General features: G+C 67.3%; 21 protein-coding genes. 9 read left to right on the forward strand and 12 right to left on the reverse strand.

Translation table 11 applies throughout. The features are described from left to right. Positions 1–45: 45 nt before the first annotated feature. The 7 genes from VLK61_RS01370 to VLK61_RS01400 all read right to left on the reverse strand — a co-directional run bounded on the left by VLK61_RS01370 (position 46) and on the right by VLK61_RS01400 (position 11,028). Positions 46–1,896: a calcium-binding protein gene (locus VLK61_RS01370; protein ID WP_325417507.1), complete on the reverse strand. Its 1,851-nt coding sequence runs from the start codon at positions 1,894–1,896 to the stop codon at positions 46–48. A 316-nt stretch (positions 1,897–2,212) separates the two neighbouring features. Then, positions 2,213–3,448 (reverse strand): MFS transporter, encoded by a 1,236-nt coding sequence (locus VLK61_RS01375; RefSeq protein ID WP_325417509.1) that lies wholly within the window; start codon positions 3,446–3,448, stop codon positions 2,213–2,215. Next, the gene (gene parC / locus VLK61_RS01380) at positions 3,445–5,775 is read right to left on the reverse strand and encodes a DNA topoisomerase IV subunit A (RefSeq protein WP_325417512.1); all 2,331 of its coding nucleotides are present in this window, start codon (positions 5,773–5,775) and stop codon (positions 3,445–3,447) included. Before parC ends, VLK61_RS01375 begins: the two co-directional genes overlap by 4 nt. A 103-nt stretch (positions 5,776–5,878) precedes the next feature. Beyond that, positions 5,879–6,616, reverse strand: coding sequence for a hypothetical protein (locus VLK61_RS01385; protein WP_325417514.1), 738 nt, complete (start codon positions 6,614–6,616; stop codon positions 5,879–5,881). A 78-nt stretch (positions 6,617–6,694) separates the two neighbouring features. After that, entirely contained in the window at positions 6,695–7,270 is a 576-nt protein-coding gene (locus VLK61_RS01390) for a GNAT family N-acetyltransferase (RefSeq protein WP_325417516.1), read from the reverse strand. An 84-nt stretch (positions 7,271–7,354) separates the two neighbouring features. Beyond that, positions 7,355–8,869, reverse strand: a complete 1,515-nt coding sequence (locus VLK61_RS01395; RefSeq protein WP_325417518.1) for a S8 family serine peptidase — start codon at positions 8,867–8,869, stop codon at positions 7,355–7,357. 179 nt (positions 8,870–9,048) lie between these two features. Next, positions 9,049–11,028, reverse strand: coding sequence for a DNA topoisomerase IV subunit B (locus tag VLK61_RS01400; RefSeq protein WP_325417520.1), 1,980 nt, complete (start codon positions 11,026–11,028; stop codon positions 9,049–9,051). A gap of 64 nt (positions 11,029–11,092) precedes the next feature. Between VLK61_RS01400 and VLK61_RS01405 the strand changes: the two genes are divergently transcribed. The 5 genes from VLK61_RS01405 to bamC all read left to right on the forward strand — a co-directional run bounded on the left by VLK61_RS01405 (position 11,093) and on the right by bamC (position 15,183). Beyond that, a complete protein-coding gene (locus VLK61_RS01405; protein WP_325417522.1) occupies positions 11,093–12,316 on the forward strand; it encodes an MFS transporter in 1,224 nt (407 codons plus the stop codon). Then, positions 12,316–12,450: a hypothetical protein gene (locus VLK61_RS01410; protein WP_325417524.1), complete on the forward strand. Its 135-nt coding sequence runs from the start codon at positions 12,316–12,318 to the stop codon at positions 12,448–12,450. The genes VLK61_RS01405 and VLK61_RS01410 overlap by 1 nt, the downstream gene beginning before the upstream one ends. After that, the gene (locus VLK61_RS01415; RefSeq protein WP_325417526.1) at positions 12,450–13,013 is read left to right on the forward strand and encodes a class I SAM-dependent methyltransferase; all 564 of its coding nucleotides are present in this window, start codon (positions 12,450–12,452) and stop codon (positions 13,011–13,013) included. Before VLK61_RS01410 ends, VLK61_RS01415 begins: the two co-directional genes overlap by 1 nt. Before the next feature lie 25 nt (positions 13,014–13,038). After that, positions 13,039–13,920 carry a 4-hydroxy-tetrahydrodipicolinate synthase gene (dapA, locus tag VLK61_RS01420; RefSeq protein ID WP_325417528.1) on the forward strand — a complete coding sequence of 294 codons (882 nt, stop codon included), beginning with the start codon at positions 13,039–13,041 and terminating at the stop codon, positions 13,918–13,920. A 177-nt stretch (positions 13,921–14,097) separates the two neighbouring features. Continuing rightward, positions 14,098–15,183 carry an outer membrane protein assembly factor BamC gene (gene bamC, locus VLK61_RS01425; RefSeq protein WP_325417530.1) on the forward strand — a complete coding sequence of 362 codons (1,086 nt, stop codon included), beginning with the start codon at positions 14,098–14,100 and terminating at the stop codon, positions 15,181–15,183. A gap of 441 nt (positions 15,184–15,624) precedes the next feature. Here the strand turns inward: bamC and VLK61_RS01430 are convergent, their stop codons facing one another. Both VLK61_RS01430 and VLK61_RS01435 read right to left on the reverse strand, forming a co-directional pair. Beyond that, on the reverse strand, positions 15,625–16,113 hold the full coding sequence (locus VLK61_RS01430) for a hypothetical protein (RefSeq protein WP_325417532.1): 489 nt from the start codon (positions 16,111–16,113) through the stop codon (positions 15,625–15,627). Next, entirely contained in the window at positions 16,106–17,242 is a 1,137-nt protein-coding gene (locus VLK61_RS01435; RefSeq protein ID WP_325417534.1) for a JmjC domain-containing protein, read from the reverse strand. Before VLK61_RS01435 ends, VLK61_RS01430 begins: the two co-directional genes overlap by 8 nt. A 38-nt stretch (positions 17,243–17,280) precedes the next feature. Between VLK61_RS01435 and VLK61_RS01440 the strand changes: the two genes are divergently transcribed. Beyond that, on the forward strand, positions 17,281–17,802 hold the full coding sequence (locus tag VLK61_RS01440) for an FKBP-type peptidyl-prolyl cis-trans isomerase (RefSeq protein WP_325417536.1): 522 nt from the start codon (positions 17,281–17,283) through the stop codon (positions 17,800–17,802). On the opposite strand, the gene dut is transcribed toward VLK61_RS01440, so the two are convergent. Next, positions 17,803–18,252, reverse strand: a complete 450-nt coding sequence (dut, locus tag VLK61_RS01445) for a dUTP diphosphatase (RefSeq protein WP_325417537.1) — start codon at positions 18,250–18,252, stop codon at positions 17,803–17,805. Continuing rightward, positions 18,249–19,463 (reverse strand): bifunctional phosphopantothenoylcysteine decarboxylase/phosphopantothenate--cysteine ligase CoaBC, encoded by a 1,215-nt coding sequence (coaBC, locus tag VLK61_RS01450; RefSeq protein WP_325417539.1) that lies wholly within the window; start codon positions 19,461–19,463, stop codon positions 18,249–18,251. Before coaBC ends, dut begins: the two co-directional genes overlap by 4 nt. A 167-nt stretch (positions 19,464–19,630) precedes the next feature. Between coaBC and VLK61_RS01455 the strand changes: the two genes are divergently transcribed. From VLK61_RS01455 to VLK61_RS01465, 3 genes are read left to right on the forward strand one after another with little or no spacing between them, the layout of a single operon-like run. Beyond that, positions 19,631–20,185, forward strand: coding sequence for a GbsR/MarR family transcriptional regulator (locus tag VLK61_RS01455; protein WP_325417541.1), 555 nt, complete (start codon positions 19,631–19,633; stop codon positions 20,183–20,185). A gap of 9 nt (positions 20,186–20,194) precedes the next feature. After that, a complete protein-coding gene (locus tag VLK61_RS01460) occupies positions 20,195–21,547 on the forward strand; it encodes a cytochrome ubiquinol oxidase subunit I (RefSeq protein WP_325417543.1) in 1,353 nt (450 codons plus the stop codon). A gap of 11 nt (positions 21,548–21,558) precedes the next feature. Further along, positions 21,559–22,572 (forward strand): cytochrome d ubiquinol oxidase subunit II, encoded by a 1,014-nt coding sequence (locus tag VLK61_RS01465; RefSeq protein WP_325417545.1) that lies wholly within the window; start codon positions 21,559–21,561, stop codon positions 22,570–22,572. A gap of 6 nt (positions 22,573–22,578) precedes the next feature. On the opposite strand, the gene lepB is transcribed toward VLK61_RS01465, so the two are convergent. Continuing rightward, positions 22,579–23,361 carry a signal peptidase I gene (gene lepB / locus VLK61_RS01470; protein ID WP_325417547.1) on the reverse strand — a complete coding sequence of 261 codons (783 nt, stop codon included), beginning with the start codon at positions 23,359–23,361 and terminating at the stop codon, positions 22,579–22,581. Positions 23,362–23,375 lie beyond the last annotated feature (14 nt).

A 23,375-nucleotide genomic window follows, 5' to 3' on the forward strand; every position in this document is an offset into this window, starting at 1 on the left:
CATCGAACCGACGACGCGCCCATCCCGCCCCCGTTTCCCGTTACGTCACAAGACGAAGTCGCCCGCATCCAGCGTGATGATGCCGGTCAGCGTGAGCTGGAAATCGGCGCTGGCGTTGCCGTCGTAGTCGGCTCGCACGATGGTGTTGCCGCCCTGGTAGCTGACCGTCACCTCGCCCGGGTGGAAGCCGGGCGTGAAGCCCAGCGTGCCGCGGAAGCTGAAGGCCTGGTTGCCCGACGACCAGTAGTTGGCGTCGATGGCCGACAGGTCGATCTTGTCCACGCCATGCTCGAAGTCGGCCAGCACGTCGATGCCGGTGGTGCTGCCGCTGTCGAGGATGCTGTCGAAGCGAAACTTGTCGCTGCCGGTGCCGCCGGTCAGTTTGTCGATGCCCCAGCCGCCCACCAGCACGTCGTTGCCGTGGAAGCCGCTCAGCGTGTCGTTGCCCTTGTCGCCGAACAGCCAGTCGTTGCCGCTGCCGCCATGGGCGTAGTCGTTGTCGTCACCCCCCATCAGCGTGTCGTTGTTGTCGCCGCCGGACAGGTTGTCGATGCCGGCGCCACCCCACAGCACGTCGTCGCCGCCGGAGCCGTACAGGTCGTCGTTGCCACCGTCACCCGACAGCTTGTCATTGCCGCCTTCGCCGCTGATCCAGTCGTTGCCGTCGCCGCCCCAGGCTTCGTCGTCGCCCGTGCCGCCGTAGACCTTGTCGTTGCCGCTCTCGCCGTACAGCTTGTCATTGCCACCATCGCCACGCACGATGTCGTTGCCGCTGCCGCCGAGGATCGTGTCGGCGCCGGTGCCCAAGCCGCCGTACAGGTCGTCGTCGCCTTCGTAGCCCTTGATCTCGTCGGCGCTGGCGCCGCCGCCGGCGATGTCGTTGGCCAGCGCGTTGCCCCACAGGCGGGTGGCCGCCGCGGTGCCGGTGTAGGTCATGTCCTCGACGTTGCTGTGCAGGAAGGTGCTGGTGGCCTTGGTCAGCACGTGGTCCACGCCCTGGCCCGACCATTCACGCACGCCCCAGCCGGCGAAGAAGCCGATGTCGGTGCCGACGTAGTTGCCGCTCTGGATCTCGTAGGTGTCGTTGCCCGAACCGCCTTCCATCGTCGGCCGGTCGTTGCCGACGGCCACCAGCTTGTCGTCGCCGTTGCCACCGTTCAGGTAGTCCTCGCCGAGGCCATTGTCGCGACGAGCGACGTTGACATCGGACTGGTTGCGCGAATAGAGGGTGTCGTTGCCGTCGCCGCCATACAGCGCGTCGTCCTCGTTGCTGCCGACCATCACGTTGGCCAGGCTGTTGCCCTTGACCTTCGCGTACTCGTCGGGATCGCCGGCCAGCGCCGCCGCCGGGATGCGGAACACGTTCAGGTTCTCGACGTTGGCGGGCAGCAGGTACTCGGTCATCTCGTTGAAGAACGAGGTGCCGAGGTGGACGGTGTCCAGGCCTTCGCCGGCGTTCTCGAACACCTGCGGCACCGCGTCGTCGACCAGCGTCGAATCGGACACGCGGGTGATCGAGTAGACATCGTTGCCGGTGCCGCCGTACATCTTGGTGGTGGACAGCCAGGCGCCTGCGCCGCTGGTGGACAGCACGTCGTTGCCGGCGCCGCCATACATCAGGTTGCTGCCGCCGCCGCACGAGAGCACGTCGTCGCCGTCGCCGCCGTTGAGCTGGTCGTCACCGTAGCCGCCGTCGAGCTTGTCGTTGCCGGATTCGCCGTACAGCTTGTCGTTGCCGTCGTCGCCGTAAATGGTGTCGTTGTGGCTGCCGCCCCAGATCCAGTCGTCGCCGTCGCCGCCGCCGAGCGTGTCGGCACCGTCGTAGCCGTAGATCTTGTCGCTGTCGTTGCCACCCTTGAGGTTGTCGGTGACGTTGGTGCCTTTGATCGTTGCCATGCTGTTCTCGCTTCTGATGATGTTGACCTGCGCGTCTCACCCGAGACCTTCTCGGATGCCCAACGGCGGGATGACGAGATGGTCGCGGCGGGCTGTTTCACTGCCGCATCACGGCAGGTCGACTTTGTTGTCGCGGCAGTCGTGGCATGGCAAGGGCACGCGGCCAGCGTTGCTGGCGCGTTGCGTCGCCACCGAACTTCTGAAACAAACGGCGTCAACACCCCCGCAGCTGGGGGGCAGCAACCCGGGCGCGGCGCGTGCGCCCTGCTGCGGTACCGCGGCTGCCTTGAGTTGCCGTGAACCGCCTCGATGACCGCTAACCTGACGTCGGCGCGTGGCGCAGCGGCTGCGCCTGCCGCACCGCCGGGTCCAGCGCCGCGGCCAGCGCGATGCCGGCCTGCATCAACACGAACAGCGCCAGCGCCCAGAACAGCCCGGCATGTTCGATGGTGTAGCCGCACAAGGCCGAGCCGACCGGGTTGAGCCCGTGGGCGATGAGCCGGAAGCTGCTATTGACGCGTCCCTGCAGCCCGTCCGGGATCATCGCGATGCGGTGGCTGAACTGCACCACGTTGTAGATCGGCGCGAAGAACTGCATCAGCCCGTAGACCAGGCCAATGCCCAGCGCACTGCCGGCCACGCCCAGCAGCGGGAACAGCACCGCCTGCAGTACCAGCGTGCCGATGATCACCTGGCCGAAGCTGAGGTACTGCCGTACTTGGCCGCCGACCAGCGCACCGAGCACACCACCGACACCGGCGGCGCTGAAGATGAGCCCGATCTGTGCTTCGCTGGCGCCCTGGCGCTGCGCCAGCACGATCAAGAGCAGGGGCATCGCCGACGCAATGCAGTTGGCGACGCCGGTCAGCATCGACATGTCGCGCACCAGCCGTTCTCGCCACAGCCAGCGCAGGCCTTCGGCGATGTCGGCGCGCATGTTCAGCGCCGAGCGGGCCGGCGCTGGATCGAAGGGCGTGCGCAAGCGCCAGATCAGCAGTGCCGACACCGCGAAGCCGATCGCATTCAGCGCAAACGGCAAACCGCGGCCCAGGCTGCCGAACAGCCAGGTGCCCAGCGCCGGGCCGGCGATGGCGGCACCGGCAAAACCGACCTGGTTCTGCGCCGCGGCTTGTGGCAGTTGCGCATGGGCCACCACCCGCGGCAACGCGGCCGTCTCGGCGATGTTGAAGAACACCATCAGCGTGCCTTCGACGATGGCGACGACATAGATCTGCGGCATCGCCAGCGCATCGAACAGCCAGGCCACAGCCAGGCTGCCGACGACGATGACGCGCCCGACATCGCACACCAGCATCACGCGGCGGCGGTTCCAGCGGTCGATCAAGGCGCCGACCGGCAGGCTCAGCATCAGGTAGGGCGTGATGCGCAGCGCCGACACCAGGCCCACTGTCGCCGGGCTGTGCGTGATCGCCAGGACCAGCAGCGGGTAGATCACGCCGGCCGCATACGAACCGGTGGTGGAGACGATCTGCGCCGTCCACAGCAGCATGTATTCACGCTGCCGCCACAGCGGCGGGTGCGCAGCGCTCACACCACCACGCGCATCACCTTCACCAGCCCCTCGACCTTGCGGCCCTTGCGCGCCCGCTTGCCGGTGTGCGCCGCCAGGCCTGCGTACTTCAGGTCTTCTTCCTTGGGCTTGCCGCCGCGACCGCTGCCCAGCACCTTCAAGTTGTCGGCACAAGTCGCCACCGAGATCAGCGGCTCCTGGTCGTCGACGTCCATCAGCGTCAACCCCTTGCCGCCATTGGGCTGCAGCTTCAGCTCGTCCAGCGGGAACACCAGCAGCCGGCCGTCCAGCGACAGGCAGGCGACCTGCGTGTGCGCGGCGGCCACGATCACCGGCGGCAGGACACGGTCGGTGTCGGCCAAGGTCAGGAAGCTCTTGCCGGCCTTGTTGCGGCCCTGCATGTCGCCAGCCTTGGCCAGCAGGCCGAAGCCGCCGGTGTTGGCCAGCAGCAGCCTCGTCTCGGCCGCACCGGCGAAGTAGTGCTGCGGCTGCGTGCCGGCTTCCAGGTCGATCAGGCTGGTGATCGGCACGCCGTCGCCGCGCCCGCCGGGCAAGCTGCTGATGGCCACCGAGTACACCCGGCCGTTGCCGTTGGCAGCCGAGCCGAAGACCAGCAAGGTGTCGACGCTGCGGCTCGGGAAGGTGCCGTACAACGCATCGCCGGCCTTGAACTGCAGCGTCGCGGCATCGATCTCATGGCCCTTCAGCGCCCGCACCCAGCCCTTCAGGCTGACGACCACGGTCACCGGCTCGTCGACCACCTTGATCTCGGCGACCACGCGCTTCTCGGCCTGGATCAAGGTGCGGCGATCGTCGCCATGCGTCTTCGCATCGGTCTCGATCTCGCGGATCACCGTGCGCTTCAGGGCCGCCGGGCTGCCGAGGATCTCTTCCAGCTTGGCCTGATCTTCGCGCAGGCTCTTCAGCTCCTGCTCGATCTTGATCGCTTCCAGCCGCGCCAGCTGACGCAGCCGGATGTCGAGAATGTCCTCGGCCTGGCGATCGCTCAGCTTGAAACGCGTGATCAGCGCCGGCTTGGGCTCGTCGGCCGTGCGGATGATGTGGATCACCTCGTCGATGTTCAGCAGCACCAGCTGCCGGCCTTCGAGGATGTGGATGCGGTCGCGCACCTTGTCCAGCCGGTGCTGGGTGCGGCGCTGCACCGTCTGCTGGCGGAAGTCGATCCACTCCACCAGCATCTGGCGCAGGCTCTTCTGCGTCGGCCGGCCGTCGCGGCCGACCATCGTCAGGTTCACCGAGACGCTGGTCTCGAGGCTGGTGTGGGCCAGCAAGGTGGTGATCAGCTCTTGCTGTTCGATGGTGCGGCTCTTGGGCTCGAACACCAGGCGCACCGCGGCTTCCTTGCCGGACTCGTCGCGCACGGTGTCCAGCACCGCCAGCACGGCCGCCTTCAGCTGCACCTGCTCGCTGGACAGCGCCTTCTTGCCGGTCTTGACCTTGGGGTTGGTGAGTTCCTCGACCTCCTCGAGCACCTTCTTCGCACTGGTGCCGGCCGGCAACTCGGTGACGACCAGCTGCCACTGGCCACGTGCCAGATCCTCGATCTTCCAGCGCGCGCGCAGCTTCAGGCTGCCGCGGCCGCTGGCGTAGGCCTCGCGGATGTCGGCGTCGGCCGAGATCAGCTGACCGCCGCCGGGGAAATCGGGGCCAGGCAGCAGGGTGTACAGCGCGTCGTCGCTGAGCTTGTCGTCGCGGATCAGCGCCACTGCGGCAGCCGCCACTTCGCGCAGGTTGTGGCTGGGGATCTCGGTGGCCAGGCCGACGGCAATGCCGCTGGCCCCATTGAGCAGCACGAAGGGCAGGCGCGCCGGCAGCAGCTTGGGCTCTTCGGTCGAGCCGTCGTAGTTCGGGATGAAGTCGACCGTGCCTTCGTCGAGTTCGTCGAGCAGCAGCCGGGCGATCGGGCTCAGCCGCGCTTCGGTGTAGCGCATCGCCGCGGCGCCATCGCCGTCGCGGCTGCCGAAGTTGCCCTGGCCATCGATCAGCGGGTAGCGCTGCGAAAAGTCCTGCGCCATGCGCACCAGCGCGTCGTAGGCCGCCTGGTCGCTGTGCGGGTGGAACTTGCCGAGCACGTCGCCGACGACGCGGGCGCTTTTCACCGGCTTGGGCGCACCGCTGGCACCGAAGCTCAGGCCCATGCGCTGCATCGCATACAGGATGCGGCGCTGCACCGGCTTGGCGCCGTCGCAGACATCGGGCAGCGCGCGGCCCTTGACGACGCTCAGCGCGTATTCGAGGTAGGCCCGTTCGGCGTAGTGGGCCAGCGTGATCGAGTCGCCGCCTGCCGGTGGTTCCGCGGGCGGCATCAAGGAGAGTTGTTCAGGCATTCAGGGGGCACGCAAGACAGGCGGGGCAGCAAGACAGACGGGGCCCTGGGGCCCCGGAGCGGGCATTGTGCCGTGCCGGCGCCCAGGCGCCGGCACGCTGGCCTCAGCGGCCCAGGCGCAGCATTTCGCAGCGCTTGACCTGGCCGGGCGCCGGGTCGACGCCGAAGCTGTCGTTGCTGCAGACCAGGCCGTTCAGCGCTTCACGGTAGGCGTAGCGGCCGTTGGCGCCGTAGCGAAGCATGCCGGGGCCCCTGAAACTGCACTGGCCGTTCTCGTTCGCGCAGGCCGTCCAGGGCAGGCCGACGCCGGGTGCCGGCGGACGCGGGTCGCTGGTGCCGCCGGCGCCGACGCCCAGCAGGTACTCGCACTGCTTGGCAACGTCAGGCGCCGGGTCGCCGAACACCTCGTTGTTGCAGCGCACCGTGTTGGCGACATCGCGGTAGGCGTACTGGCCACCGGCGCCGTAGCGCACGCGGCCCGGGCCGGGCACGCGGCAGCGTTCACCTTCGCTGGCGCACAGCACCCAGCCGGCGCTGTCACGGCCGTCTTCGCGCCAGCCGCGGTAGCGGATGTCCTGGCGCCAGTTCAGCGAGACCTGGCACTGCTTGGTCCGGTTGGGCGCCGGATCGCCGAACTCCTCGGTGTCGCAGGCCACCTGGTTGCGCACCACGCGGAAGCTGTAGCGGCCGTCGATGCCGAAGCGCACCAGCGCCTCGCCCTTGAAGCGGCAGGCTTCGCCTTCGTTGGCGCAAGGCGCCCAATCGCTCTGCGCCAGCGCCGCGGTGGGCACGGCCGACAAGACCAGCAGGCCGCTCAGGGCCCAGGAAAAATGGCGTTTCATGGCTGTTCGCTGGGGGTTGAAGTTCCTGAATTGAACCACGCAGCCGGGCGGCAGCGGCTGGCGCCCGGTCGGCCTGGGTCAGGCCCCCGACGGCGGCCGCCCGGAGGCCTGGGCAGCGCCCTCATGCCCGAGGGCGATGCGGGCCTGGAACTCGCGGTCGAGCATGCTCATGACGATCAGCGAGTCGTAGCCGTCGGCACCGTCGATGTTGACGCGCACGCTTTCGCGCAACCGGCCTTCCTCGACAAACCCTTCGCTGGCATACAGTGCCAGCGCGCGCTGGTTCAGGCCTTTCACGTCGAGCCAGAAGCGGTGGGCATGCAGGTCGCGAAAGGCCATCAGCTTCAACAGGCGCACGCAGGCGCGGCCCAGGCCCTGGCCCTTGACCTGCAACACGATGCGCTTCAACTCGACGCTGCGGTGTTGGTTGCGGCAGCCCTGCAGGATGACGAAGCCGGTGCGCTCATAGTCCGGCCCGGCTTCGACGATGAAGTGCCGCAGGTCGGGAAAGCGCAAGGCGCCTTCGTGCTGCGTGCGCTCCCAGGGCGAGATGAACGGCAGGTTGCGCGCATCGGTTTCGACCGAGACGACGAAGTCCAGGTCGCTGAGCATCGTCGGCCGCAGCCGCAGGCGGGTGGTCGGAGCAGGATTCATGAGCGATCGATTGTGCCGCCCGCCAACGAAACGGGGCCGCTTTCGCGGCCCCGGTGATCAGTCAACAGTCGAGCGAGCTCGTGCTCAGTTGGTGCAACCCATCGACGTGATGCGGTCGTGCGCGACCTTGGCCTGGACCAGACCGAAGCCGAAGTCGTTGTCGCGACCTACGGCGCCGAGGTCCACCGCACTCTTGTTCAGCGTGCTGCGGATCTGCTCGGCCGTGCAGCCGGTATGCAGGCTCCACACCAGCGCGGCAACGGCGGAGACATGCGGCGTGGCCATCGAGGTGCCGTTGAAGTTGGCGTACAGCGCGGTGCCCGCCACCACGGTGACCGTGGTCGACTGGCCCAGCTGGGTCAGCATCGTCGCGCCATCGGACTGCAGGGCGCCGACCGACGGGATGGTCGTCGCCACGTCACCCAGGGTGCCGAGCAACTCGCCCGCGGCGTTGTTGTAGATCACCGCGCCGATGCCACCGCTGTTCTGGCAGTTCAGCACCTTGTCGGAGAACGCGATGCTGCCGCGCGAGATCAGGCAGACACTGCCGCTCATCGAGCCGGCAACAGGCGTGTCCCCCAGACCGAAATCAGCCAGTGGGCCGGTCGCCGTGGTTCGCGGCGAACCGGTCATCGGGATCACCGCGTAGGGCGAGGCGCCGACCGTCAGCGTGCCATCCGATGCGATGCCAGGCGGGATCGTGGAGAGCACGGCCACGCCCGGCGCGGCGATTTCAACATCGGCGTTCGATTGCGAGAAGCCGGCCTTGGCCATGTTCTCGTCGATCGCGGCCACCGACATCACTTCGACGAAGCCTGCCGGGTAGGAGGTGGACGTGTCGCCAGCATTGCCGGCGGCTGCGATGACCAGCATGCCACGCTTGCTCATCAAGGTGGCGACCCTCTGCTCGATCGGGCTGGGGGAGGAGCCGCCCAGCGACATGCTGACGACGTTGGCGCGGGCACGCACGCAGCTGAGCATGGCCTTCGCAATGACCAGGCTGCTGGCGCTGCCGGTGACGTCGAACACCTTGGCGATGTGCAGCTTGAGGTTGCCGCTCGGCGCCACGCCGATCACGCCCACCGAGTTGTTGATCGCCGCGATGGTGCCGGCGACGTGGGTGCCGTGGGAGTTTTCGTCGGAGTCCCAGGTGCCGGACGAGGTGAAGTTCTCGCCGGTCTTGGGGATCGCAGCCAGGTCTTCGTGGGTGGTATCGATGCCGGAGTCGACGATGCACACCTTGCGGTTGCCGGCACTGGCGTCCGACACCTGGTCCGCCTGGACCATCGTGATGCCGTAGGGCACGGTCTGGCTGGATGTCACGGCGGCGCGAACCCGTTTGCCGGGTTGGCCCTGGATGCTGCGCTGGACGCCGGCATCGACGAATTCGACCTGCGCCATCGCCCGCAGCGTGGCCAGCTTGGCGCGCGGCAGGTCGGCGATCATCGAATCGGCTTCGCCCATGTCGTGGGACACGGTGCCGCCGGCTTTCAGGACCGCGGCGCGAACCTGCAGGCCGGTACCGCTCTTGTACGCAATGGCGACGCGGACGTTCTGGCTTGTGGCCTGAGCCTGCGCTGCCAGGGGCATGGCCAGCATTGAGACTGCCATTCCAATTGCCGCACAGGTGGCGGCAATCGTGATCTTGGCTTTGCGCATGTGCATATGCTCCGACGGGATGGTTGAAAGCAGGCATGGTTAGCATCCGCCGACGGCACGTCAATCCCCCTGAACATGTGGGACGGGGAAACGCCTAGTCCGATGGCTGAAGTTCAAACCTAGACGTCAATGTCGATGGCATCGCCATGCAGCTCCATCAGTTCGCGGCGCGCCGCGGCCTCGCCCTTGCCCATCAAACGCGTCATCGCCTGCACGGTCTCATCGAAGCTGATCGCGCCGTAGGCCACCGGCAGCAGGCGGCGCGTTTCCGGGTTCAGCGTGGTCTCCCACAGTTGCTCGGCGTTCATTTCACCCAGGCCCTTGAAGCGGCTGATGCTCCAGGAGCCTTCGCGGGCACCTTCCTTGCGTAGCTTGTCCAGCGATGCTTCGAGTTCGCCCTCGTCCAGTGCATACAGCTTGGCCGCCGGCTTCTTGCCGCGCGCCGGTGCGTCGACGCGGAACAGCGGCGGCTTGGCCACGTACACATGGCCAGCCTCCACCAATTTGGGGAAGTGGCGGAAGAAGAGGGTCAGCAGCAGCACCTGGATGTGCGAGCCATCGACGTCGGCATCGCTCAGGATGCAGACCTTGCCGTAGCGCAGACCGCCCAGGTCGGGTGTGTCGTTCGGGCCATGCGGGTCAACCCCGATGGCCACCGCGATGTCGTGGATCTCGTTGTTCGCGAACAGCCGGTCGCGTTCCACTTCCCAGGCGTTCAGCACCTTGCCGCGCAGCGGCAGCACGGCCTGGGTTTCCTTGTCGCGGCCCATCTTGGCCGAGCCACCGGCCGAGTCCCCCTCGACCAGGAACACTTCATTCAGCGTCAGGTCGCGGCTCTCGCAATCGGTCAGCTTGCCGGGCAGCACGGCGACGCCCGAGCCCTTGCGTTTTTCCACCTTCTGGCTGGCGCGCTGGCGGGTCTGCGCCTGCTTGATCACCAACTCGGCCAGCTTCTTGCCGTCGGCCACGTGCTGGTTCAGCCACAGCTCCAGCGGCGGACGCAAGTAGGCCGAGACCAGCCGCAACGCGTCGCGGCTGTTCAGCCGTTCCTTGATCTGACCCTGGAACTGCGGGTCCAGTACCTTGGCCGAGAGCACGAAACTGGCGCGCGAGAACACGTCTTCGGGCATCAGCTTCACGCCCTTGGGCAACATCGAGTGCAGCTCGACGAAGGCCTTCACGGCGCCGAACAGCCCGTCCTTCAGGCCGGACTCATGGGTACCGCCCGCCGAGGTCGGAATCAGGTTGACATAACTCTCGCGCAGCACGCTGCCTTCTTCGGTAAAGGCCAGCACCCAGGCGGCGCCCTCACCTTCGGCAAAGTTCTCGGTCTCGTTGCCGGACGCGTAGTTCTCGCCTTCGAACAGCGGGATCAGCGGATCCGCGGGCAGCCCCTGCATCAGGTAGTCGCGCAGGCCGCCCTTGTACAGCCAGGTCTGCGTCTCGCCGCTCTTCTCATGGGTCAACGTGACCGTGACACCCGGCATCAGCACGGCCTTGCTGCGCAACAGGTGCATCAGTTCATTTTTCGGGAACTCGGTGCTCTCGAAGTACTTGGCATCCGGCCACACCCGCACGCTGGTGCCCTGCTTGCGCTCGCCGGCGACTGACTTGCGCAGCACCAGCGGCTCGATCACGTCCCCGCCGGAAAACGCCAGCGCCGCCGCCTGGCCCTCGCGCCACACCGTCACCTGCAGTCGCTTGGCCAGCGCATTCGTCACGCTGACACCGACGCCATGCAGGCCGCCGGAGAAGCTGTAGGCGCCGCCGGCGCCCTTGTCGAACTTGCCGCCGGCATGCAGGCGGGTGAAGACGATCTCGACCACCGGCACCTTTTCTTCGGGATGCAGGCCGAAGGGGATGCCGCGCCCGTCGTCGTCGACGCTGACCGAGCCGTCGGCATGCACCGTCACGCCGATGCGCTTGCCGAAGCCGGCCAGCGCCTCATCGGCTGCGTTGTCGATGACCTCCTGGATCACGTGCAAGGGGTTGTCGGTGCGGGTGTACATGCCCGGCCGCTGCTTGACCGGCTCCAGGCCCTTGAGAACGCGGATCGAGGCTTCGCCGTAGCTGCCGGGTTGTTGTTTGCTGCTTGCCATGGCGGCGGATTCTAGAGATGCCCCTCGATGAAACCCGGGCTGTTCGATTCGCTACAGTGCCCGGATGACAAGCAACAACAGCGCGCCGCGGGTCCCCCTGTCGATGACCCAGGTGCTGATTTGCGGTGCCGCGGTCGTCACGCTGTCGATGGGCATTCGCCACGGCTTCGGGCTGTGGCTCGGGCCCATCACCACCGACCGTGGCTGGACCCGCGAAACCTTTGCGTTCGCCATCGCGATCCAGAACCTGGCCTGGGGCCTGGCCGGGCCGTTCGCCGGCATGGTGGCCGACCGTTTCGGCGCCTTCCGCGTGCTGCTGGTCGGTGGCGTGCTGTACGCGGCCGGGCTGGTGCTGATGGGATTGTCGAACACCGGCCTGGCCTTCATGGGCAGCGCCGGGCTGCTGCTGGGCATGGCGCAATCGGGCACCACCTACGCCGTGATCTACGGCGTGATCGGTCGCAACATCGCGCCCGAGAAGCGCTCCTGGGCGATGGGCGTGACGGCCGCGGCCGGCTCCTTCGGCCAGTTCCTGATGGTGCCGGTGGAAAGCTGGCTGATCGGCCAGTGGGGCTGGCAGCAGGCCTTGTTCATCCTGGGCTGCGCGGCACTGGCCATCCTGCCGCTGGCCTTCGGCCTGAAGGAACCGCCGATGGCCGCCCACACCGGCCAGCAGCAAAGCATTGCCCAGGCGCTGCGCGAGGCCTTCGGCTACCGCAGCTTCCAGTTGCTGATGGCGGGCTATTTCGTCTGCGGTTTCCAGGTGGTTTTCATCGGCGTGCACATGCCCAGCTACCTGAAGGACCAGGGCCTCGGGCCCGAAGTGGCCACTACCGCGCTGGCCTTGATCGGCTTGTGCAATGTCTTCGGCACCTACGGGGCGGGCATGCTGGGCCAGCGCATGCAGAAGAAGAACATCCTCGCGGCCATCTATGCGCTGCGCTCGGTGGCGATCGTCTGTTTCATCCTGGCGCCGCTGACGCCGATCAGCGTCTACCTGTTCTCGGCGACGATCGGGCTGCTGTGGCTGTCCACCGTGCCGCCGACGAATGCCGTGGTCGCGCAGATCTTCGGCGTGCGCTACATGTCGATGCTGAGCGGCTTCGTGTTCCTCAGCCACCAGGTGGGCTCCTTCCTCGGCGTGTGGTTGGGCGGCAAGCTCTACGACCTGACCGGCGGCTACACGGTGGTCTGGTGGATGGCGGTGGTGCTGGGTGTTGCGGCAGCGCTGATCAATTTACCGGTGCGGGAGACAGCCATCGTGCGGCCGGCCGCGGCGGGGGCCTGATGCCTGCCTTGCGCCGCGTGTCTCGGCTGCTGCTCGGCGCGACCATCGCCGCAGCATTGACCCTGGTGTTCGCCGCCTACCTGAACCCGCACCTGGCGGTGGACCTGGCCACCCGCGTCTGGGCCTGCTTCTGATGCACGGCGACGAAGCGCCTTCACCCTGGGTGCAGCGCTGGGCCCATCTGCTGCCCGCCGGTGCGCGCGTACTCGACGTGGCCTGCGGCCGCGGGCGCCACGTGCGCTGGCTGGCCGCACGGGGCTGCGCCGTGACGGCAATCGACCGTGATGCGGATGCGCTGAGCGGCCTGCAGGGTGTGGCCGAGCTGATCACCGCCGACATCGAGGCCGGGCCCTGGCCCTGCGCCGGCCGGACCTTCGACGCCGTGCTCGTCACCAACTACCTGTGGCGCCCGCTGTGGCCGCTGCTGCTGGATGCGGTGGCGCCCGGCGGCTGGCTGCTTTACGAAACCTTTGCACACGGCCATCAAACCGTCGGCCGGCCGGCGCGCCCGGCCTTTCTGCTGGAAGCCGGTGAACTGCTGCGCGTCTGCCAGGGCCTGCGCATCGTCGCCTATGAAGACGGCTTCCTGCCCGCACCCGAGCGCTTCGTGCAGCGCGTGGTGGCGGTGCGCGAAGAAGCCGGCGCCTCGGCACCGCCGCGCTACCCGCTGTCCAGCCCGCCTGCTCCGCCCGGCTAAAATCGCCGGCTTGCAAGGAAAGCGCATGAAACCCATTGTTGGCAGCATCGTCGCGTTGGTGACGCCGATGCAAGAAGACGGCAGCGTCGATTTCGACGGCCTGCGCCGCCTGATCGATTGGCATATCGCCGAAGGCACCGATTGCATCGGCGTGGTCGGCACGACCGGCGAGTCCCCCACCATCTCGGTGCAGGAGCATTGCGACATCATCCGCGTCGCCGTCGAGCATGCCGCGGGCCGCGTGCCGATCATGGCCGGCGCCGGCGCCAATTCCACGCGGGAAGCGATCGAGCTGACACGCTTCTCCAAGTCCGTTGGCGCCGACTGCACGCTGCAGGTCGTGCCCTACTACAACAAGCCCTCGCAGGAAGGCATCTACCAGCATTTCAAGGCCATCGCCGAGGCCGTGGACCTGCCGGTGGTGCTGTACAACGTGCCCGGCCGCACGGTGGCCGATATGCTGCCCGAAACCACGCTGCGGCTGGCCGAGGTGCCCGGCATCGTCGGCATCAAGGAAGCCACCGGCAACATCGAACGCGCGGCCACGCTGATCAAGGGCGCACCCGAGCACTTTTCGATCTACTCGGGCGACGACGGCACCGCGATCGCGCTGATGCTGCTGGGCGGCCACGGCAATGTCAGCGTCACCGCCAACGTCGCACCGCGCCTGATGCACGAGCTGTGCATCGCGGCGATCGACGGCCAGGTGCAGGTCGCTCGCTCGATCCACCTGCGCCTGCTGTCGCTGCACAAGCAGCTGTTCTGCGAACCCAGCCCGGCACCGACCAAGTGGGCGATGTCCCGGCTGGGCCTGTGCCGGCCGGATGTGCGCCTGCCCATCGTGCCGCTGACGGAGATCGGCCGCGGCCTGGTCGACCGTGCGTTGCGCGACGCCGATCTGCTGTAATCGGGCCCGCGCGCCGACCTCGCTGTCCCTGTCGTTCGTCGCCTGACCGTCCTTCCTTCGCCCCGCCCTTAGCCCCCAAGCGCCCACGCATGGCCATAGCGGCCGGGGCCTGATCTGGAGATCCGCACTGTGAATCGTGTGTTTGTCGTTACCCCGACTGGCGCAGCTGCGCTGGCCATGGCCCTGGCCCTGGCCGGCTGCTCGTCCTTCGACACCACGCTGTCGGGCGACAAGGTGGATTACCGCTCACAGGCCGGCAAGACCACGCCGCTGGAAGTGCCCCCCGATCTGACCCAGCTGGCCCGCGATGCGCGCTACCAGCCGCAAGCTGGCGTCGTCAGCGCCACCGCGATGCAGCAAGGCACGCAGCAGACCAGTGCCGCGCCCACGGGTCCGGCGGTGGCGCCGGCGTCGATCGGCGAGATGCGCATCGAACGCCAGGGCAACCAGCGCTGGCTGGTCAGCACGCTGCCGCCGGAAAAACTGTGGCCGCAGGTGCGCAGCTTCTGGATCGAACGCGGCTTCACGCTGACATTGGACAACGCCGAAATCGGCGTGATGGAAACCGATTGGGCCGAGAACCGCGCCAAGCTGCCGCAGGACTTCATCCGCAACACCATCGGCAAGGTTTTCGACAGCCTGTTCTCAACCTCCGAACGCGACCGCTTCCGCACCCGCATCGACCGCTCCGGCACCGGCAGCGAGATCTTCATCACCCACCGCGGGCTGTCGGAGATCTACACCAACGAAAGGCGGGACAACACCAGCTGGCAATCGCGGCCCAACGACCCGCAGCTGGAAGCGGAGTTCCTGTCGCGCCTGATGGTGCGCCTTGGTGCCAAGGAAGAAGTGGCCCGCGCGACGGTGGCCAACGCGCCGGACCAGCCGGTTCGCGCACGCCTGGTCAGCGACCAGCCGGGTGCCGCGATGGAAGTGGACGAGGCGTTCGACCGCGCCTGGCGCCGCGTGGGCCTGGCGCTGGACCGCGGCGGCTTCACCGTCGAAGACCGCGACCGCAGCGCCGGCCTGTACTACGTGCGTTATGTCGACCCGAAGCTGGCCGGCAAGGAAGAGCCGGGCTTCTTCAGCAAGCTCTTCGGTGGTGGCGACAAGGCAGCGGCCGCGGCACTGCAACGTTATCGTCTGTCAGTGAAAGCCGTCGGTGCCAAGACCCAGGTGTCGGTGCTGAACAGCCAGGGCACGGCCGACAACGGCGAAGCCGCGAAGCTGATCGTCGCACGCTTGATCGACGAGCTGAAGTAAGACCGCTTATCGGCCCGCGACTCGACGCGGGCCACAAAAAAACCGCCCCGAGGGGCGGTTTTTTCTTGTCGCTTGCGCGCTGTTGCCGATTACTTGCTGGCAGCAGCAGAGGCAGCAGCAGCGGCGGCAGCGTCAGCGGCCGGAGCCGAGGCCATCGCATCTGGAGCCGGAGCCGGCGCGGGGGCCGGAGCGGCCACCGGAGCGGGCGGCGGAGCAACCGGGGCTTCTTCTTTCTTGCCGCAAGCGCTCAGCGCAACGGTAGCAACCAGGGAAGCCAACAGGAGCGACTTGTTCATTTGTGTCCTCAGTGAAAAGTGTCGACGAATTACCGGTAATGAATCTGACTTGTCATGCAATGCAGACTCTGTCGAGAAACCAGGCTTAAAAAGCTCGAGCCTTTCCAAGCCCAGCCTGCGATTGTAGCAAGCCTAGGGATGATCCCTAGAGTCCGAGGGTCGTAGAGGGCCAAGCCGGTTCGCAGCGTTGCGCAATCGCCTCAAATTCTTCCTTTCGGGCTCGCAATTCGGCCGGATCACGCAGCCAGCGCGCGCGCCAGCGTTCGCGATCAAGCAACTCGACACCCTGCATGCCGGCCCACAGCAGCGTGGGCAGTTCTGCGCCGGCCAGGTCGATTGGCTGCAAGGCCTCGAAGCGATGAGCCCAATCGCGCCGCCAGGCGGTGAAGCGCGGATGCTTGCGCGCCAGCGCGTCGAAGTCCTGCGCAATGAAGCACAGCATGCGCCCGGGCGGGCGGGCCCAGCGCACCAGCGCATCCAGCACCGACGAGTCGTCGAGCGGCCAATCAACGAAGTTCGCATCGACGCAGCGCAGCTCGCGCACGCCCGCATTGGCACTCGCGACCAGCAATTGGCGCAGCACATCGATCACGTCGCCACGGCCTTCGATCAGGAAATTCGCAGCATCAGACATTCAGCGTCTCCTCGGCATGCAGCCAACCGGCCTGGGCCCAATCATCCAGCAAGTCGCGTGCGCCTTCGCCCAATTGCCGCAGCGCCGTGGCCGGCAGCCGGCGCTGATCGGCCAACTGGCGCATCAGCCGCGCATCGCGGCCGGATGCCGCAAAAGCCTCGCCATTGATGAACACATGATGATCGTCGTAGACCATGCGTGTGCGGCGGTCCAGCACCAGCGCCGCGGGGGCTTGCGGCAAGGCCTCGCCGGCGTCGAACCAGACCTGCGGCTTGGGCTCGCTGATCAGTGAGCCCAACGCCCGGTCCAGTGCACGCGGGTCGTCGAGCACACGCATCAAGGCCGCCAGCGCAAAGCCGCGCAAGGCCTCCGGCACGCGGCCCGGTTCGGCCGTGGCCGGCTGCGTGGCATCGCGGTACAACGCGTCACGCGATGGCGGCTCGATGTCCTCGGCCAGGCGCGGCAACAACTGCTGCGCGAGCTCGCTCGCGGTGGACGCACGAAAGCCGATCGAGCAGGTCATGCATTCGTCCAGCGCCACGCCATCGTGGCCCCACAGCGGCGGCAGGTAGAGCATGTCGCCGGGCGCCAGCAGCCATTCTTCGCTCGGCTCGAAGTGACGCAGGATCTTCACCGGCAGGCCATCGACCAGCGAGCGGTCGGCCACCGGCCCGATGCGCCAGCGCCGATGCCCTTGCACCTGCAGCAGGAACACATCGTAGGAATCCAGGTGCGGGCCGACACCGCCGCCAGGCGTGGCATAGGAAACCATCAGATCGTCCAACCGCGCCTCGGGCACGAAGCGGAATTGCGACAACAGTTCATGCGCGGCCGGCACATGCAAGTCCAGCCCCTGCACCAGCAGCGTCCAGTCCGGCCGGTTCAAGGGCGGCAGCGCGCGGCGCGTGAACGGGCCGTGGCGCAGCTTCCAGCGCCCGTCGGTCCGCGTCAGCAGCCGGGCTTCGACGCCTTGCTGCCCGGCCAACTCGAACAGCGCCGAGCGTGTGATCGGGGGCTGTGCCGGCGCGATGGCCTGGCGCACCAGCAAGGGCTTCTTCTGCCAGTGCCGGCGCATGAACGTGGCCGGCGACAAACCACCCAGCAAGACCAACGGAGCATCGATATCCATCGCCGAATTGTCGCTTGCGGATATGCGATCATGCCCCGATGTTGATCACCGACCCCTGCGTCGTCAGCCTCACCTGGACCCTGGCCGATGGCCAAGGCCAGGCCATTGACGAGCTGACCGAACCGCTCGAATTCTTCTTCGGCGGCGACGATCTGTTGCCCAAGCTGGAAGAAGCGATTGCCGGCCAGGAAGCCGGCTTCGAAACCGATCTGTACCTCGAGCCCGAGCATGCCTTCGGCGACTACCGCGCCGAGCTGGTGTGCTTCGAGGACCGCTCGCTGTTCCCCGAAGGCATCGAAGAAGGCATGCAGTTCGACGGCCTGCCCGAAGGCGCGCAGACCACCGGCATGCCGCCGGAGCTGATCTACACGCTGACCGAGATCTACCCCTCGCATGTGGTGCTGGACGGCAACCACCCGCTGGCCGGCGTGGCGCTGCAGCTGCAGGTCAAGGTGATCGCGGTGCGCGAGGCCAGCGAAGAAGAGGTCGAAGCGCGCTCGGTCGCCGAAGGTGCGGTCAGCCTGCTGGCCGCCGCGCCGCCCTCACCGCACCTGCACTGATCAGGCTTTTCCGGTCGAGCCGAAGCCGCCTTCGCCGCGCGCCGAGGTCTCGAAGTCGTCGACACGGCGGAAGGTCGCCTGCACCACCGGCACGATGATCATCTGCGCAATGCGCTCCATCGGCTGGACCGTGAACGTGGTGCTGCCGCGGTTCCAGCAGCTGACCATCAGCGGCCCCTGGTAATCGCTGTCGATCAGCCCGACCAGGTTGCCGAGCACGATGCCGTGCTTGTGGCCCAGGCCCGAGCGCGGCAGGATCATCGCGGCCAGGCCGGGGTCGCCGATGTGGATGGACAAGCCGGTCGGAATCAGCGCCGATTGGCCGGGTTCCAGCACCAGCGCCGCATCGAGGCAAGCGCGCAGATCCAGGCCGGCGCTGCCGGGCGTGGCATAACCCGGCAACTGCTCGGCCATGCGGGCATCGAGCACTTTCACGTCTATCGTTGTCATGTGGGAAGTCGGTCGGCGATCTCGCGCACCAGCGTGCGGGCGAGGCTCAGTTTGTCGGCAGTGGGAATCTCGCGATCACCGGCGGCATCCACCAGCACCAGCGTGTTGTCGTCGCGACCGAAGGTGGCCGGCCCGAGATTGCCGACGATCAGCGGCACGTTCTTGCGCAGCAGCTTTTCGCGGGCATGGTGGGCGACGTCCTGGCTCTCGGCCGCGAAGCCGACGCAGTAGGGCCGCACCGGCAAGCGCGCCACCGCCGCCAGGATGTCGGGGTTCTCGCTCAGCTCGAAGCTCGGCACGCGGTGCGTGCCGTCCTTCTTGATCTTGTGTTCGGCCAGGCTGGCCGGGCGCCAATCGGCCACCGCCGCAGTGGCGACGAACACCTGCTGCGACGGTGCCAGCGGCAGCACCGCGTCATGCATCTGCTGCGCGCTGCGCACATCGATGCGGCGCACATGGCGCGGCGTCGGCAGGTGCACCGGCCCGGCAACCAGCGTGACCTCGGCGCCCGCCTCCTGCGCGGCCCGCGCGATGGCAAAGCCCATCTTGCCGCTGGACAGATTGGTGATGCCGCGCACCGGATCGATGGCTTCGAAGGTCGGCCCGGCGGTGATCAGCACGCGCTGGCCGGCCAGCAGCTTGGGCTGGAAGAAGGCGATCAACTCGTCGCACAGCTCAGTGGCCTCGAGCATGCGGCCGTCGCCGATCTCGCCGCAGGCCTGGTCGCCCTCGCCGGGCCCGAGCACCGTCGCGCCATCGGCCACCGCCTGCGCCACGTTGCGCTGCGTTGCCGGGTGCAGCCACATCTCGCGGTTCATCGCCGGTGCCAGCAGCAGCGGGCATTTGTCGATCGGTCGTGCCACACACAGCAGCGACAGCAACTCGTCCGCCCGGCCCTGCGCGATCTTCGCGATGAAATCGGCCGAGGCCGGCGCCACCAGGATCGCGTCGGCTTCGCGCGACAGGTTGATGTGCGCCATGCTGTTCGGCTCGCGCGCGTCCCACTGGCTGCTCAGCACCGGCCGGCCGGACAAGGCCTGCATCGTGACCGGCGTGATGAAGGCCTGAGCGGCCTCGGTCATCACCACCTGCACGGTAGCACCGGCGCGGCCGAGTTCACGCACCAGTTCGGCGGACTTGTAGCAGGCAATGCCACCGGACAGACCGAGCACGATGTGGCGCCCGGCCAAGCCTTCATCAGGTTTCGACATGGCGCGCAATGTAGCGCACGCCCCGGCCGCCCACGGCCGACAGGGATGCCCGTGCGTCCGGCTCGGTCAATACATTCTGAGTTTTCAGTATTTACTGAAATTCAGGCAAACTCTGACACAGATCAAGACACCTGGAAGCGCAGCGCCCGCAGGCCCGCGCTCACCCCATGAACGCCCTGACACCGCTCGTGCGCAGCTTCATCGGCCATTTCGGCGAGATGGGCAGCCGCTGGGGCATCAACCGCACGGTCGGCCAGATCTACGCGCTGATCTTCGTTGCACCGCAGCCGGTGAATGCCGACGACATCGCGATGCACCTGGAGTTCAGCCGCTCCAACGTCAGCATGGGGCTGAAAGAGCTGCAGGCCTGGCGCCTGGTGCAACTGCGCCATCTGCCCGGCGACCGGCGCGAATACTTCGAGGCGCCGCACGACGCCTGGGAGATCTTCCTGACGCTAGCCGAAGAGCGCCGCCGCCGCGAGATCGAACCGACGCTGTCGATGCTGCGCAACGCGCTGCTCGACACACCGACCAGCGAAGAAGACCGCATCGCGCAGGAACGCATGCGCGGCATGCACGACCTGATCGAGATGCTGACCACCTGGTTCGACGACGTGCGGCGCATGGACGCGCAGACGCTGTCGCAGTTGATGCGCATGGGCTCCAAGGTCCAGCGCTTTCTCGAATTCACCGGAAAAGCCCGCGGCACCCCCCGCACCTGAAAGCACCCCATGGACGCCTTCCTGCTGGCCCGGCTGCAGTTCGCCGCCAACATCAGTTTCCACATCCTGTTCCCGACCATCAGCATCGCGCTCGGCTGGGTGCTGCTGTTCTTCCGCTGGCGCTGGTTGACGACGCACCAGACGCCCTGGCTGCTGGCCTACCGCTTCTGGACCAAGGTGTTTGCGCTGACCTTCGCACTGGGTGTCGTCAGCGGGCTGACGATGAGCTTCCAGTTCGGCACCAACTGGCCGGGCTTCATGGAAAAGGCCGGCAACATCGCCGGGCCGCTGCTGGGCTACGAGGTGCTGACGGCCTTCTTCCTCGAGGCCACCTTCCTGGGCGTGATGCTGTTCGGCCACGAACGTGTTGGCGAACGCATGCACCTGATCGCGACCTTCCTGGTGGCCTTCGGCACCACCTTGAGCGCGTTCTGGATCCTCAGCCTCAACTCCTGGATGCAGACGCCCAGCGGCCACGAGATCATCGACGGCCAGTTCCATGTGCGCTCCTGGCTGGCGGTGATCTTCAACCCCTCCTTCCCCTACCGGCTGACGCACATGCTGCTGGCCTCAGCGCTGACGGTGAGCTTCCTGCTGGCCGGCCTGTCGGCCTGGCAGCTGCTGCGCCACACCACCAATCGATCAACGGGCAAGGCCTTGCGCACTGGCCTGACGCTGGCCGCGCTGCTGGTGCCGCTGCAGATCTTCGTCGGCGACCTGCATGGCCTGAACACACTGCAGCACCAGCCGCAGAAGATCGCCGCGATGGAAGGCGTGTGGCAGACCGAGGCCGGCGCGCCGCTGCTGCTGTTCGCCTGGCCGGACGAGCAGAAGCGCCGCAACGACTTCGCGATCGGCATCCCCAAGGGCGCCAGCCTGATCCTGAAACACGATGCGAACGCCACGATCCGCGGCCTCGATGAATTCCCGAATGCCCATCCACCGGTGAAGCCGCTGTTCTTCGGCTTCCGCGTGATGGTCGGCACCGGCGTGCTGATGCTGGGTTTCAGCTGGCTGGGCGTGTGGCTGCTCTGGCGCCGCGGCTGGGTGGCCGATCGCCTGCCGCGTTGGCTGCTGTGGCCGCTGGCAGCGATGAGCTTCTCGGGCTGGGTGGCCACGCTGGCCGGCTGGTACGTCACCGAAATCGGCCGCCAACCCTGGATCGTTCACGGCCTGCTGCGCACCGTCGACGTCGTCGCCGCCGTGCCCTCGCCGATGATCGGCCTGACGCTGGCGATGTACCTCACCGTCTACTCGCTGCTGCTGCTGGCCTATGTCGGCGTGCTGCGCTACCTGGCCGAGAAGCCAGAGAGCGTGCTGCTCGACCCGCATGCGCCAGTGCAGAGCCGTGCGTTCGTTTGAAGGAGCAGACCGTGAACGCCACCGATGTTTCGAACGCCGCCGGCTGGTTGCCGATCGCCTTCATGGGCCTGATGGGCCTGTCCATGCTGGTCTACGTGGCGCTGGACGGCTACGACCTGGGCGTGGGCATGTTGCTGCACCGCGCCGACGAGGCCGACAAGGACCTGATGATCGGCAGCCTGGGCCCCTTCTGGGACGCCAACGAGACCTGGCTGGTGCTGGGGGTGGGCATCCTGCTGATCGCCTTCCCCAAGGCCCATGGCGTGGTGATGGGCGCGCTGTACCTGCCGGTGGCCTTCATGCTGATCGGGCTGATCGTGCGCGGCGTGGCCTTCGACTTCCGCGTCAAGGCGCCGACCGGCCACAAGGCCTTGTGGAACCAGCTGTTCTTCGCCGGCTCGACGTTGGCGTCGCTGGCCCAGGGCTGGATGCTCGGCCGCTACATCACCGGCTTTGCCGAAGGCTGGGGCTACACGCTGTTCGCAGCGGCCATTGCCGTCACCTTGCCCGCGACCTACGTGCTGCTGGGCGCCTGCTGGCTGATCCTGAAGACCGAAGGGGAACTGCAGCGCCGCGCGGTCCACTGGGCCAAGCTGGCCTGGCCGGCGATGGTGCTGGGCCTGGCGCTGGTGTCGGTTGCCACGCCGGTGGTCAGTGCCACGGTGCGGGACCGCTGGTTCACATTGCCGGCCTTCATCGCACTGCTGCCGATTCCGCTGTCCACCGCCGCCGCGCTGCTGGGTCTGCGTGCGCTGCTGAACTCGCAGCGCGTGCTCGGCAAGCTGTGCTGGCTGCCGTTCACCTTGATGCTCGGCGTGTTCCTGTTCGGCGCGCTGGGCCTGGCCTACAGCCTCTACCCCTTTGTCGTGATGGACCGCATGACGATCTGGCAGGCCGCCAGTTCGCCCGAATCGCTGGCCGTGATCCTGTTCGGCTGCGCGGTCACCGTGCCGGCGATCGGCGGCTACACGATCTACTCGTACCGCGTGTTCCGCGGCAAGGCCACCGTGCCCTCGTATGCCTGAGCAGCATCAGATGGGTTTGTGCCAGAAACGGGACGCTTCGAGGTAGTTGAACAGCACGCGGTCGACGCGGCCATAGATCTCGCCCTCAGGCACGAAGCCCCAGGCACGTGAATCGGAGGAGTTGTCGCGGTTGTCGCCCAGCGCCAGCAGGTGACCGGCGGGCACGGTGCAACTCCAGGAACCTGGCCGCTCATTTTGGCAGTCAGGCGCACTGATGCTCATCGGCATGCGGCCCTGCACGAAGGGGTTCAGCTTGATCGGGTGTTCGCGGCCGGCCAGCGTCTCGGTCAGCAGGCGCTCGCCCTTGTCATCCGGCCGCTGGCCCCAGCCCTGGTCCTGCGCCTGCAAGGCCTGGCCGTTCACGGCCACCACGCCGTCGCGGAACACCACCGTGTCGCCGGGCAGCGCGACGATGCGCTTGACATAGAACACCGACACATCCGGCGGGAAGCGGAATACCGCAATGTCGCCGCGCTGCGGCGCGCCCATCGGAATGGCCGTGTTGGTGAAGGGCAGCCGCGGCCCGTAGGCCAGGTGGTTGATCAGCAGCATGTCGCCGACCCGCAGCGTCGGCTCCATCGAACCGCTGGGCACACGCTGCCAGTCGGCCAGCGCCACGCGGCAGGTGAAGACCAGCGCGATGACGGCAAAGAAATCCGCGCCCCAATGCACCCACCAAGGCTTGTGCTGCCGGCCACGCCGCCGCAGCAGCGCCCAGGCCAGGCTCAAGGCGCCAGTGGCCAGCAGCAGCAGGGCCAGCACTTCGTTGAACGCAAATCCGATCTTCATGGCGGTGTGAATCC

It is taken from the genome of Aquabacterium sp., from assembly GCF_035476535.1.
Classification (GTDB): Bacteria; Pseudomonadota; Gammaproteobacteria; order Burkholderiales; family Burkholderiaceae_C; genus Pseudaquabacterium.

Excerpts from the sequence above, each read along its gene's own strand:
- VLK61_RS01460 (WP_325417543.1), top strand. The coding sequence starts at position 20,195 with ATGGACGCCTTCCTGCTGGCCCGGCTGCAGTTCGCCGCCAACATCAGT.
- VLK61_RS01405 (WP_325417522.1), top strand. The coding sequence starts at position 11,093 with ATGACAAGCAACAACAGCGCGCCGCGGGTCCCCCTGTCGATGACCCAG.
- VLK61_RS01370 (WP_325417507.1), bottom strand. The coding sequence starts at position 1,896 with ATGGCAACGATCAAAGGCACCAACGTCACCGACAACCTCAAGGGTGGC.
- VLK61_RS01430 (WP_325417532.1), bottom strand. The coding sequence starts at position 16,113 with ATGTCTGATGCTGCGAATTTCCTGATCGAAGGCCGTGGCGACGTGATC.
- parC (WP_325417512.1), bottom strand. The coding sequence starts at position 5,775 with ATGCCTGAACAACTCTCCTTGATGCCGCCCGCGGAACCACCGGCAGGC.
- lepB (WP_325417547.1), bottom strand. The coding sequence starts at position 23,361 with ATGAAGATCGGATTTGCGTTCAACGAAGTGCTGGCCCTGCTGCTGCTG.
- VLK61_RS01410 (WP_325417524.1), top strand. The coding sequence starts at position 12,316 with ATGCCTGCCTTGCGCCGCGTGTCTCGGCTGCTGCTCGGCGCGACCATC.
- VLK61_RS01395 (WP_325417518.1), bottom strand. The coding sequence starts at position 8,869 with ATGCTGGCCATGCCCCTGGCAGCGCAGGCTCAGGCCACAAGCCAGAAC.
- VLK61_RS01440 (WP_325417536.1), top strand. The coding sequence starts at position 17,281 with ATGTTGATCACCGACCCCTGCGTCGTCAGCCTCACCTGGACCCTGGCC.
- dapA (WP_325417528.1), top strand. The coding sequence starts at position 13,039 with ATGAAACCCATTGTTGGCAGCATCGTCGCGTTGGTGACGCCGATGCAA.
- coaBC (WP_325417539.1), bottom strand. The coding sequence starts at position 19,463 with ATGTCGAAACCTGATGAAGGCTTGGCCGGGCGCCACATCGTGCTCGGT.
- dut (WP_325417537.1), bottom strand. The coding sequence starts at position 18,252 with ATGACAACGATAGACGTGAAAGTGCTCGATGCCCGCATGGCCGAGCAG.
- VLK61_RS01400 (WP_325417520.1), bottom strand. The coding sequence starts at position 11,028 with ATGGCAAGCAGCAAACAACAACCCGGCAGCTACGGCGAAGCCTCGATC.
- VLK61_RS01455 (WP_325417541.1), top strand. The coding sequence starts at position 19,631 with ATGAACGCCCTGACACCGCTCGTGCGCAGCTTCATCGGCCATTTCGGC.
- VLK61_RS01390 (WP_325417516.1), bottom strand. The coding sequence starts at position 7,270 with ATGAATCCTGCTCCGACCACCCGCCTGCGGCTGCGGCCGACGATGCTC.
- bamC (WP_325417530.1), top strand. The coding sequence starts at position 14,098 with ATGGCCCTGGCCCTGGCCGGCTGCTCGTCCTTCGACACCACGCTGTCG.
- VLK61_RS01435 (WP_325417534.1), bottom strand. The coding sequence starts at position 17,242 with ATGGATATCGATGCTCCGTTGGTCTTGCTGGGTGGTTTGTCGCCGGCC.
- VLK61_RS01415 (WP_325417526.1), top strand. The coding sequence starts at position 12,450 with ATGCACGGCGACGAAGCGCCTTCACCCTGGGTGCAGCGCTGGGCCCAT.
- VLK61_RS01385 (WP_325417514.1), bottom strand. The coding sequence starts at position 6,616 with ATGAAACGCCATTTTTCCTGGGCCCTGAGCGGCCTGCTGGTCTTGTCG.